This window comes from Dactylosporangium sp. NPDC051541, assembly GCF_044454505.1.
GTDB lineage: Bacteria > Actinomycetota > Actinomycetes > Mycobacteriales > Micromonosporaceae > Dactylosporangium.
This window is the reverse complement of record NZ_JBITDU010000021.1, coordinates 117,516-132,265: the sequence shown is the minus strand read 5'-3', so window position 1 is coordinate 132,265 and position 14,750 is coordinate 117,516. Positions and strand designations below refer to the sequence as shown.

Annotated in this window: 12 protein-coding genes; 10 read left to right on the top strand and 2 right to left on the bottom strand. The window is 70.1% G+C overall.

Going from position 1 to position 14,750, the window contains the following annotated elements:
• Positions 1-39 precede the first annotated feature (39 nt).
• From ACIA8L_RS49870 to ACIA8L_RS49840, 7 genes are all read left to right on the top strand, one after another.
• Positions 40-453, top strand: coding sequence for a VOC family protein (locus tag ACIA8L_RS49870; RefSeq protein WP_395916307.1), 414 nt, complete (start codon positions 40-42; stop codon positions 451-453).
• A gap of 13 nt (positions 454-466) precedes the next feature.
• Complete coding sequence (locus tag ACIA8L_RS49865) at positions 467-1,738, top strand: adenosylmethionine--8-amino-7-oxononanoate transaminase (protein ID WP_395916305.1); 1,272 nt, start codon at positions 467-469, stop codon at positions 1,736-1,738.
• Between the two features lie 215 nt (positions 1,739-1,953).
• Positions 1,954-3,981, top strand: coding sequence for a glycosyl hydrolase family 28-related protein (locus ACIA8L_RS49860; RefSeq protein ID WP_395916303.1), 2,028 nt, complete (start codon positions 1,954-1,956; stop codon positions 3,979-3,981).
• A 401-nt stretch (positions 3,982-4,382) separates the two neighbouring features.
• Positions 4,383-4,928 (top strand): hypothetical protein, encoded by a 546-nt coding sequence (locus ACIA8L_RS49855; protein WP_395916301.1) that lies wholly within the window; start codon positions 4,383-4,385, stop codon positions 4,926-4,928.
• 22 nt (positions 4,929-4,950) lie between these two features.
• Complete coding sequence (locus tag ACIA8L_RS49850) at positions 4,951-5,394, top strand: T3SS (YopN, CesT) and YbjN peptide-binding chaperone 1 (RefSeq protein ID WP_395916300.1); 444 nt, start codon at positions 4,951-4,953, stop codon at positions 5,392-5,394.
• Positions 5,395-5,447: 53 nt separating this feature from the next.
• Positions 5,448-7,007, top strand: a complete 1,560-nt coding sequence (locus tag ACIA8L_RS49845; protein WP_395916298.1) for an aldehyde dehydrogenase family protein — start codon at positions 5,448-5,450, stop codon at positions 7,005-7,007.
• A 123-nt stretch (positions 7,008-7,130) separates the two neighbouring features.
• Complete coding sequence (locus ACIA8L_RS49840) at positions 7,131-9,455, top strand: hypothetical protein (RefSeq protein ID WP_395916296.1); 2,325 nt, start codon at positions 7,131-7,133, stop codon at positions 9,453-9,455.
• A gap of 172 nt (positions 9,456-9,627) precedes the next feature.
• Here the strand turns inward: ACIA8L_RS49840 and ACIA8L_RS49835 are convergent, their stop codons facing one another.
• Positions 9,628-10,956, bottom strand: coding sequence for an MFS transporter (locus tag ACIA8L_RS49835; protein WP_395916294.1), 1,329 nt, complete (start codon positions 10,954-10,956; stop codon positions 9,628-9,630).
• A 19-nt stretch (positions 10,957-10,975) separates the two neighbouring features.
• Here ACIA8L_RS49835 and ACIA8L_RS49830 point away from each other — a divergent pair, with 19 nt between their 5' ends.
• Together ACIA8L_RS49830 and ggt are read left to right on the top strand one after the other, a co-directional pair.
• Positions 10,976-11,956 (top strand): GlxA family transcriptional regulator, encoded by a 981-nt coding sequence (locus tag ACIA8L_RS49830; protein WP_395916291.1) that lies wholly within the window; start codon positions 10,976-10,978, stop codon positions 11,954-11,956.
• A gap of 43 nt (positions 11,957-11,999) precedes the next feature.
• Positions 12,000-13,781 carry a gamma-glutamyltransferase gene (gene ggt / locus ACIA8L_RS49825; RefSeq protein WP_395916290.1) on the top strand — a complete coding sequence of 594 codons (1,782 nt, stop codon included), beginning with the start codon at positions 12,000-12,002 and terminating at the stop codon, positions 13,779-13,781.
• Positions 13,782-13,821: 40 nt separating this feature from the next.
• Here ggt and ACIA8L_RS49820 read toward each other — a convergent pair whose 3' ends face one another.
• Entirely contained in the window at positions 13,822-14,181 is a 360-nt protein-coding gene (locus tag ACIA8L_RS49820; protein WP_395916288.1) for an HAAS signaling domain-containing protein, read from the bottom strand.
• Between the two features lie 57 nt (positions 14,182-14,238).
• On the opposite strand from ACIA8L_RS49820, the gene ACIA8L_RS49815 reads away from it, so the two are divergent.
• On the top strand, positions 14,239-14,688 hold the full coding sequence (locus ACIA8L_RS49815) for a MarR family winged helix-turn-helix transcriptional regulator (protein ID WP_395916286.1): 450 nt from the start codon (positions 14,239-14,241) through the stop codon (positions 14,686-14,688).
• Positions 14,689-14,750 lie beyond the last annotated feature (62 nt).

Below are 14,750 nucleotides of genomic sequence, written 5' to 3'. Positions count from 1 at the left end.
CAGTGAATCGCGCACGTCACACGACCAAAGGAGTTTGCTGTGGCTTCGGTGCTCAACCCGTACATCAACTTCCGGGGGAACGCTCGACAGGCGATGGAGTTCTACCAGGGTGTGTTCGGCGGTGAGCTACGGCTCAATACGTTCGGCCAGTACGGCTCCGACGACGCCGCGACCGCGGAGCAGATCATGCACGGCCAGCTCGAGACGCCGAGCGGATACACGATCATGGCTTCGGACACGCCGGCCACCATGGCGCTCAACCCGGGTGACCACATCACGATCAGCCTGAGCGGGACCGACGCGACCGAGCTGCGGGGCTACTGGGAGAAGCTCTCCAGCAGCGGCAAGGTGTCGATGCCGCTGGAGAAGCAGATGTGGGGCGACGAGTTCGGCTCCTGCACCGACCAGTTCGGCATCCAGTGGATGGTGAACATCACGCAGCCGCAGGGCTGACTACTGTCAGGGCATGTCGACTGAGGACGACCTGGTCGCGCTCGACCGCGAGCATGTCTGGCACCCATACGCTCCGATGCCGGCGACGCAGCCGCCACTGGTGGTCTCGTCGGCATCGGGCGTCCGGCTCCAGCTCGCCGACGGGCGGGAGCTGGTCGACGGGATGTCGTCGTGGTGGGCGGCGATTCACGGGTACCGACACCCGGTCCTCGATGCGGCGGTGCGCGAGCAGCTCGGGCGGATGAGCCACGTCATGTTCGGCGGGCTGACGCACGAGCCCGCGGTGCGGCTGGCGAAGACGCTCGTGGACATCACGCCCGCGCCGCTGCGCCACGTGTTCCTGTGCGACTCCGGCTCGGTGTCGGTCGAGGTCGCGGTGAAGATGTGCCTGCAGTACCACCGCTCGATGGGCCGGCCGGGGCGGCGCCGGATGCTCACCTGGCGCGGCGGCTACCACGGTGACACCTTCCACCCCATGTCGGTGACCGACCCCGACGGCGGGATGCACAGTCTCTGGCGCGGTGTGCTGCCCGAGCAGGTCTTCGTGCCGATGCCGCCGGTCGAGTACGACTCCGGGTATGTCGACCTCATCGCCGAGACGCTGCACGAGCACCGGGACGAGATCGCCGGGATCATCGTCGAACCGGTGGTGCAGGGCGCCGGTGGAATGCGATTTCATAGTCCGCGGTACCTTTCCGCGCTGCGCGAACTCGCGGACGCGCACGATGTGCTGCTGGTCTTCGACGAGATCGCGACCGGGTTCGGGCGCACCGGGGCGTTGTTCGCCGCCGATCACGCGGGCGTCGCGCCTGACGTGATGTGTGTCGGCAAGGCGTTGACCGGCGGATACCTGTCGATGGGGGCGACGCTCTGCCAGCCGCGGGTGGCGCGGGGCATCAGCCGCGGGGAGCTGCCGGTGCTGGCCCACGGGCCGACGTTCATGGGCAACCCGTTGTCGTCGGCGGTCGCCAACGCGTCGATCGAGCTGCTGCTCGGCGGGGACTGGGCCGGCAACGTGCGGCGGATCGAAGCCGGACTGCGGGCGGGGTTGGAGCCGGCGCGGGCGGTGCCGGGCGTGCGGGATGTGCGGGTGCTGGGGGCGATCGGCGTCGTGCAGCTCGACCACGACGTCGACATGGGTGCGGCGACGAAGGCCGCGGTCGAGCTCGGGGTCTGGCTGCGGCCGTTCCGGGATCTGGTCTACACGATGCCGCCGTATGTGACCGATGACGCCGACCTGGCCCGCGTCTGCGCGGCCGTCGTAGGGGCAGCGGAAGCGGCATAACCGACATCCCGTTGTGCAAGAAGGCGGCAGTGTTACGCAATTATGTCGCAAGACCTTGTGCAAGGAGGTGCGGCCGCCCTAATGTCACCTCACCTCATGGCGACCGCCCCCACCCCGCCTCGAGCGTCGAGGTGCACCCCAACACCGCCGCTCGAACGTTCCGCCAACTCGATGCATCTGGGTGCGCCGCCTACCCGAGAGAAACGAGTCAATCGATGTCACGGAGCACCACAGGATTACCATCGCGGTGGTCCGCGGCGGCGACCGCGGCCGCTGTCGGCCTCGGGGTCATCGTCGCCGGTGGCACCACCGCATTCGCCGCGTCGGCGGCGCCGGCCGTGACGCGGGCGGGCCTGGACCCCGCGCTGGTCGCGGGCCGGGGCGCCAACGTCGGCTTCGCCGAGCAGGAGGCCGAAAAGGCCGCGACCAACGGGGTGGTCATCGGCCCGGACCGCACCGCTTACACGCTGCCGGCCGAGGCTTCCGGCCGGTCCGCGGTCAAGCTCGCGCCCGGGCAGTACGTCGAGTTCACGCTGCCCAGCGCGGCGAACGCGATCAACGTCCGCTACAGCATCCCGGACGCCGCGAACGGCGGCGGCATCACCGCCCCGCTGGATGTGACCGTCAACGGCAAGTCCAAGCAGACGATGACGTTGACGTCGCAGTATTCGTGGCTCTACAACCAGTACCCCTTCAGCAATGACCCCAACGCCGGCCTGCTGCACCCCGATTGGTGGATCACGGAGTGCGCCTGCGTGCCGGCCGGCACGACGCCGACGCCGCAGATCACCAAGCCGTTCCGGCCCTTCCACTTCTACGACGAGCAGCGACTGCTGCTCGGCAAGACGTACAAGGCGGGCGACAAGGTCCGGCTGAGCGTTCCGGCCGGCAGCAAGGCCGCCTGGACCGCGATCGACCTGCTCGACTCGCAGGTCGTCGGCGCGCCGAAGGTCAACCTGATCGCGTCGAACGTGCTGTTCTTCGGCGCCGACCCGACCGGCAAGCGCGACTCCGCGGACGCGTTCGACATGGCGATCGCGTTCGCCAAGTGGACGCATCTGAAGGTGTACGTCCCGCCGGGCACGTACCAGGTCAACCGGCACATCATCGTCGACAACGTGACGGTCGAGGGCGCCGGCTCGTGGTACACGATCATCAAGGGCCACGAGGTCGCGCTCAGCACTCCCGCGCCGGACAAGTCGATCCACACCGGGGTCGGGTTCTACGGCAAGTACGCGCCGGACGGCGGCAGCCGCAACGTGCACCTGTCGGGCTTCTCGATCATCGGTGACGTGCGCGAGCGCATCGACACCGATCAGGTCAACGGCATCGGCGGCGCGCTGTCGGACTCCACCATCGACGGGCTGTACATCCAGCACACGAAGGTGGGCCTGTGGTTCGACGGGCCGATGAACAACACCAAGGTCACCAACACCACGGTCGTCGACCAGATCGCCGACGGCGTCAACTTCCACACCGGCGTCACCAACTCGTCGGTGTCGAACAGCTTCTTCCGTAACACCGGCGACGACGCGCTGGCGATGTGGGCGGAGACGACCACGAACGCCAACAACACGTTCGATCACAACACCGTGCAGACCCCGACGCTGGCCAACGGCATCGCGATCTACGGCGGCAAGGACATCACGGTGTCCAACAACCTCGTCGCGGACCCGATCCGGGAAGGCAGCGCGCTGCACCTGGGCACCCGCTTCGGCGCCCAGCCGTTCGCCGGCACGATCAACGTCACGAACAACACCACGGTCCGGGCCGGGACCTACGAGCTCAACTGGAACATCGGCCTGGGCGCGATCTGGCTGTATGCGCTCGAGAAGAACATGGACGCCAACATCCAGGTCGTGGGGGACAACTTCCTCGACAACACCTACAACGCGATCATGCTGGTCGTCGACTTCCCGGTGAAGGACCAGTATTCGATCACCAATGTCCACTTCAAGGACATCAAGGTCGACGGTACTGGCACCTCGGTCGTCTCGGCCCGGGTGGCCGGCTCGGCGACCTTCGAGAACGTCGACGCCCGCAACGTGGGTGCGGTCGGCGTGAACAACTGCGGATCGTTCCACTTCACCCCGGCCGGTTCGGAGTTCTCCCTGACCGACCTGGGCGGCAACGATGGCGGCGGCACCACGGGTCCGTGGTTCGCGCCGTGGGAGCTGCCGAACACGATCACGTGCGACGACCGCCCGCCGGTCGTGGTGCCTCCGGCGCCACAGCCCTGGTAGAAGCCCTTTTTAGTGGTACTGCACTGAGGCCGAAGCGCCCCCGTCGAGTCATTGGACCGGCGGGGGCGTTTCACGTCCATGCGTCTTGTCGGTGGAAAGAGGAAGCGGTCGCGGGGTCCGGCGAGACCCCGCGACCGCAGCTCTTGAGTTGGACGCCGCCGAGCGGTCCGTGCCTGTACACGGCCCGCTCGGCGGCCATCGTCCGCGTCGCCCCGTTCCCCCGTATCTCGACGCGGACGATGCCACCGGCCTGCCACGGTTGTGAGCTTGGTTTTATGCCGCGCGCACGACCGACCCCCCGGTCCCGAAAGCACCTGTTGGCTGGTGGGTCCAGATCAGCGTATCTAGACGTCTAACTGAGCGCAATTGTTGATTTGAGGAAATGTGGCTAGCCTGGCGTCGTGCGGGGCCGCCTCTTTCCAGTCGCCGATGGCTGGTACGAATGGCGCCAGGACGAGCCTCCGCTGGCCGGGACCGTGCTGGTGCGCGTCGCGGTCGGGGCGGGCGGCCGTCTGGTGCTCACCGGGCTGCGGATCGACGGGACGCCGAGTGCGGAACTCTTGCGGGCCATCCCGGTCGGGCGGATCGAGGCGGCGGCCAATGCACAACTGGCGGCCGATGATTTTGCCGGCAGTACCGCTCCCGTGGTGAGTCTTCGCGAGGCGCCCGCGGGGCCGCCGGTCGCCGCCGACATCGGCTGGGAGATGGTCGAGCCCGCGTTCGCGTTCGTGCGGGCGGCACCCGAGGGGGTGCGGCTGCGCGGGCGGCCCGACGTGTTCTACCGGCAGGTCGCGGACGTGTATCTCGAATACGCGCAGGCCTCGCCGCGGCCGGCCTGTGATCTGGCCGATCAGCACGGCGTGCCCGTCAGCACGGCCCACCGCTGGGTGAAAGAGGCCCGGCGGCGCGGGTTCCTGCCGCCCGGAAGGCCAGGCAAGAGCGGGTGACAGCCTTTTGTATCGTGGACGCGTGTCGATAGACGACGGCTTGCGGGCGAGGGTGCACGGGCTCGTCACGGAGTACCTCGGCGGACCGGAGGTCCCCGCGGATCTCGTCACGCAGCCGATCGCGATCCGCAGCGGGACCGCAGTGGTGTATCTGCGCCTGATCGCCAGCGAGCCGCCGTTCGTGCGGGTGTTCTCGCCGGTGCTGCGCGAGCTGGAGTGCACGCCGGAGCTGCTGGTGGAGCTCAACGAGCTCAACGGCCGGCTGAACTTCATCCGGCTGTTCTGGCGGGACGGCAGCGTGCTGGCGGCGGCGGAGATGCTGGCGTCGACGCTGGACCCGATCGAGCTCAGCAACGCCTGCGACTGGGTGGCCGACACGGCCGACTACTACGACGAGCGGCTGCGCGACAAGTTCGGCGGGCAGCTCGCCTTCGACCCGGCGGAGTCGTCCGACCACGCTTCGTAGCGATCGCCGCGCCCGCCCCGAATCTGTCGGACCCGGGGTCCAAGATGGGACCCATGAAGCGCCTCATCACCTCGACCGTCGGCGGCCAACCCGTTGCGGCGACCGGCAACCGCGTCTCCTCCCTCAACCCCTCCCGCCTGGACGACGTCGTGGCCGAGGTCGCGCTCGCCGATGCCGACACGTTCGTCGCCGCCGCCCGCTCGGCCCGGCGCGCGCAGAAGGCCTGGGCCGACGTGCCGGCGCCGGTCCGCGGCCGGGTCGTGGCCAACCTCGGCCGCCTGGTCGAGGCCAACTTCGAGGCCCTCTCCGCCCTGGTCACCCGCGAGGTCGGCAAGACGCTGGCCGAGGCCCGGGGCGAGGTCCAGGAGATCGTCGATACCTGCGACTTCTTCCTCGGTGAGGGGCGGCGGCTCTACGGGCAGACCGTGCCCAGCGAGATGCCCGACAAGCAGCTGTTCACGTTCCGGGTGCCGGTGGGCGTGGCCGCGATCGTGACGGCGGGCAACTTCCCGGTGGCGGTCCCGAGCTGGTACATCGTGCCCGCGCTGCTGTGCGGCAATGCCGTCGTGTGGAAGCCGGCCGAGTATGCGGCCGCGTGCGCCGAGGCGTTCGCGGAGCTGATCCGGCGCGCGGGCGTCCCCGAAGGCGTTTTCGAGGTGGTGTATTGCGACGGCGCGACCACATACGCCGGGCTGGAGGCGGGACTGCGGGAGCAGGTGATCGACAAGGTCGGGTTCACGGGCTCGTCCGAGGTGGGCGCCCGCATCGGCGAGTTGGCCGGCCGGCACCTGCAGAGCGCCTGCCTGGAGCTCGGCGGCAAAAACCCGATGGTCATCACCGAGGACGCCGATCTCGACCTCGCGGTCCACGGCGCGCTCTTCGCCGGCTTCGGCACCGCGGGGCAGCGCTGCACCTCGCTCGGCACGCTGATCGTCCACGACAGCGTGCTCGAGGAGTTCACCCGGCGGCTGGAGGACGCGGTGCGGGGCGCGGTTGTCGGCGACCCGGCGGACCCGTCGGTGCTCTATGGGCCGCTGATGAGCGAGCGGTTCGCCGAGCGGTATGACGACTATCTGGACTGGATCGAGGACCACCACCGGGTCTCCGGCTCGTCGGGCACGGGGCGGATCACGGCGGACAACCCGCGGGCCGGGTTCGTCGGCGACCCGGCGGCCGGGCTGTTCTACCACCCGGTCCTCGTGCACGGGGTGCGGCCGGAGGACAAGATCTTCCAGCAGGAGACGTTCGGGCCGCTGGTGGGCGTGACGCGGTATTCGACGCTGGAGGAGGCCATCGAGCTCGCCGACGCGCCCGGATATGGGCTGTCGGCCGCGATCTATACGACCGACCCGCGGAAGGCGTTCGAGTTCCGGCGCGGGACCCGGGCGGGCATGGTCAGCATCAACAACTCGACGTCGGGGGCGGAGGCGCACCTCCCGTTCGGGGGCAATGGGCGTTCGGGCAACGGCAGCCGGCAGTCGGGGGTGTGGGTGCTCGATCAGTTCACCCGGTGGCAGTCGATGAACTGGGACTACTCGGGGCGTCTGCAGCGGGCGCAGATGGACACGCTGACCATTTCTCCGGACCTGGATTATCGGCTCGACCCGGAGTAAATCGGATATTTGCCGTAAATTCCCCGATGGGGTGGTCCGCGCTCAGGCCGATGCGGACGCCCCGGACGGGGGGAACCAAGGATGTTTCGGCAGAAAGGGGCACGGCCGACGCGCTGGGCTGCGGTGGCGATGCTGGCCACCTGCGGCGTGCTGGCCGTGCCACAGACGAGCTTCGCGGCGGTGGCGAAGCCGGGCCAGGGCGCGGCCGGCGCCCGGACCGGCCATGTCGCCGCTAAGAGCGACACGCACGCCGCGAAGAAGGCGGACCTGAAAGGCAAGGCGGCCGTCAAGAAGAAGGCGGACGCGAAGGGTAAGGCGGCCGCCGGGGACATGGCGGACGTGAAAGGCAAGGCGGACGCCGGGAGCGTGGCGGACGTGAAGGGCAAGGCGGACGCCAAGAAGAAGGCGGACGCGAAGAGTAAGGCGGACACCGGGAACAAGGCGGACGTCAAGGTCAAGGCCGGCGCGGATACGAAGAGCGACGCGCTGGGCAAGGACGTCAAGAAGGGCCTGGACGTCAAGAAGGGGCTGGACGTCTCGCAGGACCAAGGCGCTCAGCCGGTCAAGGGCGACGTCAAAGGTGCGGCGGACGTCGTGGGCCAGGCGGCGGGCACGAGTGATGCGCGCGCGTTCGCCTGTGCTGAGAGCGTTGGGGTCACGCTGTCGGCGGTCTGGGGTGACGCGACCGTTGACGATCACGACACCACGACGCTGGTGGTGACCCTCAACAAGGGGATCACCTGCTCCACGGTGAGCGGGATGGACTTCACGATCACGTTGCCCGGTGGTGGGTCGCTGTGGCGGGCCCAGGGCAGTGAGGTGTCGACCTGCAGCACGACCGGTATCACGACCAGCCTGGGGGACCCGACGCTGACCGTGACCGGCGTTTCGATGCCCGACGTGCAGGAGGACTGCACGATCACGTTCCCGGTCCTGGCCGAGGCGTCCGGGTCGTATCAGATGACGTCGGCGCAGTTCAGCAACCTGACCGGGCTCACCGCCAGTCAGACCACGCAGACGCTGACCGTCACCTCCGCGCCGCCGCGGGTCGGAGCCAGCATCTCGCCGTCGCAGATCATCGTGATGGAGACCAGCTCGCTGCACGTCGGGCTGGACCGCACCGACGCGAACCCGACCGCGGTGTCCAGCGGGCTCGGGTTTCGGCTCGACCTGCCGACCGGGGTGACCATCGGGACCGGCAGCAGCGTGACCAACACCTGCGGGGGGACGGTCACGGCGGTGGCCGGCGCGACCTCGTTCACGCTGGCCGGCGGGTCGCTGACCGGGGCCTCCGCCAACTGCTCGATCACGTTGCCGATCACCAGCTCGGTCGCGGGCAACTACGCGCTCGACGACACGGTGATCGCGAACCCGGTCGGTGTCGAGGCCCGGATGAGCGGCGGCTGCGCCGAGCGCCGGGCGGTGCACGGGCAGCGGCGGACCGAGGGGGAGTGCGGGCCATCGCTGCACGTCTCGCTCAAGCCACAGACCATCGACTTCACCGCGCCGGCCAACTGGTCGGTGTCGAAGGGGACGGTCGGGCTCGTCGCGGCGGCGGTCTCGGGGCTGCCGGTGACGTTCACCAGCTCCACCCTGCCCGTGTGCACCGTCTCCGGCAGCACGGTCACGTTGGTCAGCGCGGGCCCGTGCACCATCCTCGCGGACCAGGCCGGCAACACGACCTGGGACGCGGCGGTGCAGGTGTCGCACACGTTCACGGTCAGCGGGCCGATCCCGGCACCGTCGTCGGTCACCGCGACCGCCGGCGTGTCGTCGATCAGCGTGAGCTGGGCGGCGCCGGGCGATGTCAGTGGCGTGACCGGATACACGGCGTATGCCAAGCCGGGGCCGGCCAAGTGCATGACGAGCTCGGCCGCCACCACGTCGTGCGTCATGGGCGGGACGGCGGGCGTGACATACACGATCACGGTCGTCACCAACAACCCGCTCGGTGACTCCGCCGAGGCCGGACCGTCCAATCAGGTCACGCCGACCGCGCCGGTCATTCCGGCCACGCCGCCGGACACCGACCTGACGCTGACCACCGACCAGGGGATCATCAAGACGGCGGAGCCGGGGCAGGACATCGTGGTGATCGGGACGGGCTTCATGCCCTACTCGACGGCGACGATCGTCGTGTACTCCCAGCCGATCGAGCTCGGCACCGCGGTCACCGACGCGCAGGGCAACTTCACCAAGCCGGTGCGGGTGCCGCCGGACCTCGTGGTGGGCGCGCACTCGCTCGTCGCCGCGGGGGTCGGGCCGAACGGGCAGCCGCACAGCCTGAAGATGGCGATCACGGTGGCCGCCGCCAGCAGCGGTGGCAGCGGGCTCGCGGTGACCGGGGCTCCGATCGTGGCGATGCTGCAGCTGGGGCTGGCGACCGTGTTCGGCGGCGGTGCGCTGCTGTTCGCGACCCGCCGGCGTCGTGCGCTGCGACAGAGCTGAAGGCGCACGGCCGACGCCGGATAATACGGGCGGAAACCGTGTGAGGCGAAATAATACGAAATAACCGATAAGTCGCGGCGCGGAGCGCCCGACTTATCGGAGGACACATCGGTTGGATCGACACATCGGCCGGATCCCGGAGCGGATCCGGCCGATCGTGTGTTCAAGCGGGTCAGGCGGCGGCCGCCGCGACCTGGGGAGTTGCGGTCGGTGCGGCCTGACGGGTCTTGAAGAGCAGCAGGGACAAGGCGGCCGCGCTGATCGACAGGGCGCCGGCGATGTACCAGGCCAGGTCGTAGTTGCCCAGGCGGTCGCGCAGCAGGCCCGTCGCGGTCGCGGCGATGGCGGCGCCGAACTGGTGGGAGGCGAAGACCCAGCCGAAGACGACGGGGCCGCTGGAGCCGAAGTACTCACGGCAAAGAGCGACCGTCGGCGGTACCGTCGCCACCCAGTCCAGGCCGTAGAACAGGATGAACACGAGCATGCTGGGCCGGACCGTCGACGCGAACAGCACGGGCAGGACCAGCAGCGACAGGCCGCGCAGGGCGTAGTACCAGCCGAGGAGCACCCGGCTGTCCATCCGGTCGGTCAGCCAGCCGGAGGCGATGGTGCCCGCGATGTCGAACAGGCCGATCAGGGCCAGCAGCGACGCGGCCGTCGGCTCGGCCATGCCGTGGTCGTGGGCGGCGGGGATGAAGTGGGTGCCGATCAGGCCGTTCGTTGTCGCGCCGCAGATCGCGAAGCCGCCCGCCAGCAGCCAGAACGCGGGCACGCGGGCGGCCGTGCGCAGGGCGCCCAGGGCTCGGCGGGCCGCGCCGGTCGTGGCCGGGGGCGGTGGTGTGACCGCGCCGTCGGCACCGTAGGCGGTGACGCCCAGGTCGTAGGGGTGGTCGCGGAGGCGCCAGAGGACCAGCGGCACCACGGCCAGGGCGGCGCCGGCGACGGTGAGCGCGGCCGTGCGCCAGCCGTGCGCGTCGGTCAGCAGGGCCAGCAGCGGCAGGAAGACGAGCTGGCCGGCCGCGCCGCCGGCGGTCAGGACGCCGGTGATCAGGCCGCGGCGCTTGACGAACCAGCGGCCGGTGATCGTGGCCACGAAGGCCAGAGCCATGGAGCCGGTGCCGAGGCCGACGAGCACGCCCCAGAGCGCGATCAGCTCCCAGCTGTGCTTCATGAACACCGTCAGGCCGCTGCCCGCGGAGACCAGCAGCAGCGCGTAGGCGACGACCCGGCGGATGCCGAAGCGCTCCATGAGGGCCGCGGCGAACGGCGCCGTCAGGCCGAAGAGCAGCAGGTTGATGGAGACGGCCAGGGAGATGGTGCCGAGCGACCAGCCGAACTCGTCGTGCAGCGGATGGATGAGCACGCCCGGCGTCGCGCGGAAGCCCGCGGCGCCGACCAGGGCGACGAACGCGACGGCGGCGACGAGCCAGGCCGGGTGCAGTCTCTTCACGTGACCATTGCAACGGATCTGGCCCGCGCCGACGAGTGGCCCGACAGCCATCATGCGCAAGAATTGAGCCATGAAGCATCGCGTGGCCATCCTGGTCATGGACGGACTGGTGCCGTTCGACCTGGGTACGCCGAACCAGATCTTCGGCACAGCCAGAGACGAGACCGGGCAGCGGAAGTACAAGACGCAGGTCTGTAGCCCTGGAGCCCGCCCGGTCGAAACGGCGGGAGGCTTCAAGGTGATGCCCGACCACGGGCTTGAGCTGCTCGATCAGGTGGACACCGTAGTCGTGGCCGGGATTCACGCCGGCGACCCGGTCGAGCGGGGCACGGTCGACCCCGCGGTAAGAGACGCCCTGCAGAAGGCCCACAAAGCCGGCAAGCGGGTCATGTCCATCTGCACGGGCGCGTTCGTGCTCGCCGCGGCCGGGCTGCTGGACGAGCGGCCGGCGACCACGCACTGGTGGTGGGCGGAGCGGTTCAGGGAGTTCTTCCCGCAGGTCAAGCTGGACGCGGATGTGCTGTTCGTCGACGACGGGGACGTGCTGACCAGCGCCGGCGTCGGGGCCGGCATCGACCTCTGCCTGCACGTGGTGCGCACGGACTTCGGCAGCGAGGTGGCCAACCGGGCGGCCCGTCGCAGCGTGGTGCCGCCGTGGCGGGACGGCGGGCAGGCGCAGTACATCGAGCGGCCCCTGCCCCGGCCGGCCGACGCCACCCTCGCCGCCACCCGTTCGTGGGCGGCCGAACGGTTGGATGCGCCGTTGTCGCTGCCGGACCTGGCCGCGCACGCGAATATGAGCGTGCGCACGTTCACCCGGCGGTTTCGCGAGGAGACCGGGGTGAGCCCGGCGCGCTGGCTGCTGCAGCGGCGCGTCGACCATGCGCGGGCCCTGCTGGAGAGCACCGACCTGCCGGTCGAGGTGGTCGCCCGCCGCTCCGGGCTGGGCACCGCGGCCGGGCTGCGCCAGCACCTGCAGGCCACGATCGGCGTCGCCCCGAGCGCATACCGCCGCACGTTCCGGGTTGTGCCGGAGGTCAACGGCGGGTAGGCAGGAGGAGCGATCGCCGTCGATCCCCATCAGGGAGGCAACTGTGCGAAGGCTCATCCCACTCGTTCTGGCCCCGGCGCTGCTCATCCCCGCCTTACCGGCGGCCGCGAGCGCTCCCGCGGTCAACGGACCGACCGCGACCGGCTACGGCGGCGCGGTCGCCAGCGTCGACCCCACCGCCACGGCCGCCGGGCTCAAGGTGCTGCGCGACGGCGGGAACGCGGTCGACGCCGCGCTCGCGGTCGCGGCCACCCTGGGCGTGACCGAGCCGTTCTCGTCCGGCATCGGCGGCGGCGGATTCTTCGTGTACTACGACGCCCGCACCGGCCGTATCTCGACCTTGGACGGCCGGGAGACCGCGCCGCGCTCGATGGGCGAGAAGGCCTTCGTCGACCCGGCCACCGGCGCCGCCCTGCCGTTCCAGGAGGCCCGCGTCAGCGGTCTTTCGGCCGGTGTGCCCGGGTCCCTCGCCACCTGGCAGGAGGCGGCCCGGCGCTGGGGCAGCCGCCCGCTCTCCTCGGCGCTGCGCCCCGCGGCCCAGGTCGCCCGGGACGGCTTCCTGGTCGACCCGACCTTCAACCAGCAGGTCACCGACAACGCGGCCGCGTTCGCGCAGTTCGAGCCGACGGCGAAGCTGTTCCTGCCCGGCGGCGCACCGCCCGCGGTCGGCACCACGCTGCGCAACCCGGACCTGGCCGCCACCTACGACCTCGTCGCGCGGCGCGGCACCGGCGTGTTCTACAACGGCGAGGTCGGCCGGGACATCGTGAGCACCGTGCAGCACCCGCCGGTCGCCGCGAACCCGGGGCAGCCGTGGCAGTACCAGATCCGTCCCGGCGGCATGACGCTGAACGACCTGCGCGCCTATGACGTGCGCAACCCGGCCCCGACGAAGATCTCCTACCGCGGCTACGACGTCTACGGCATGGCCACACCGTCGTCCGGCGGCTCCACCGTCGGCGAGTCGCTGAACATCCTCGAGCGGTCCGACCTGTCCAAACTCGACAAGACCCAGGCGCTGCATCGGTACCTCGAAGCCAGCGCTCTGTCCTTCGCCGACCGCAATCGCTACGTCGGCGACTACACGCCCCGCCGGCTCCTGGACGCGCTGCTGACCGACGGCTTCGCGGGCGAGCGGGCCTGCCAGATCGACCCGGCCAAGGCCCAGGCGAAGCCGGTGCTCCCGGGCAACCCGGACGGGCGCTACGACCGGCACTGCACCACGGCGACCGGCGGCGCGAGCCCGGACAAGGGCCAGTCGACGACCAACCTGACGGTCGCCGACAAGTGGGGCAACGTCGTGGAGTACACGCTCACCATCGAGCAGATCGGCGGCAACGCGATCGTCGTGCCCGGCCGCGGCTTCCTGCTCAACAACGAGCTGACCGACTTCAACTTCACGCCCACCCAGGGCACCGCGCCCGACCCGAACCTGCCCGGCCCCGGCAAGCGGCCGCGCAGTTCGATGGCCCCGACGATCGTCCTGCAGCACGGCAAGCCGTTCCTCGCGGTCGGCTCGCCCGGCGGATCGACGATCATCACGACCGTCCTGCAGATCCTGGTCAACCGGATCGACCTCGGCATGACGCTGCCGCAGGCGGTGGCCGCACCGCGGGCGTCGCAGCGCAACACCGCGTCGGTGACCGCGGAGCCGGCGTTCATCAGCTCGCCGGAGGGGACGGCCCTCGCCGCGCTCGGCCACACGTTCACCCCGATGGCCGAGATCGGTGCGGCCACGGCCATCGAGTTCCTGCCCCACGGCCAGCTCCTGGCCTGCGCCGAGCCGGTCCGCCGCGGCACCGGTTCCGCCGGCACCGTCCGCTAGGCGACGAGCGCCCCGGCTCCCGTTGCGCAGGGGGCCGGGGCTACCGGTTCAGGACCACGAGCAGGCCGATCGCCAGGACGCCGAGCACGCACAGGCTGGCCGCGGCGGCGATGGTGATCAGGACCCACAGCAGCGCGGCCGGCTTGCCCTTCGGCTGGATCAGGACGGGCTCGGCGTCGCGGACGAGCTCCTCGGCGACCTCGGCCGGATCGCCCAGCAGGTCCAGGACGGAGCGGACCTCGACCTCGGTGCCACCCTCGGGCCCGAGCTCGGCCCGCTTGGCCGAGATGTGCTCGGAGAGGCCGGCGAGCAGCTGCGCGCGCTGGTTGGCAGGGACGCCGGCGAGTGCCTGCTCGACGGCGCGGAGATAGTCGTTGACCAGGTCATCGTAGGTGTTCACGCGGGCCTCATCGCGACAATCTCTAACAAACTTTCTGCTCGTGCAAAAATAAACGACATGACCCGCTGGCTCGACGAGGAAGAGCAGGCCGTCTGGCGCGCCTTCTACAGCGCGACCACGCTGCTGATCGACCGGCTCGACCGCGAGCTGCAGCACGACGCCGGCATGCCGCACGCCTACTACGAGATCCTGGTCGTGCTCTCCGAGAGCCCGGCCCGCTCGCTGCGGATGAGTGAGCTGGCGGTCAAGACCCGCTCCTCGCGCAGCCGGCTGTCGCACGCCGTCACCAAGCTCGAGGCCCGCGGGTGGGTCAGGCGCCGCGACTGCGACGACGACAAGCGCGGCCAGTTCGCCGACCTCACCGACGACGGCTTCGAGGCACTCGTCGCCGCGGCGCCGGGGCATGTGGAGACGGTACGGGCGCATTTGTTCGACCCACTCACGCCGCAACAGGTTGAGCAGCTCAAACAGATCAGTGAAGCGATAAGCAGTACCCTCAAAACTTAGTTTGTCAAGGCTTGTAAGGATCTCCATCGGTCGATACGGTGCCCACCTCGCCAGAGAGGTAG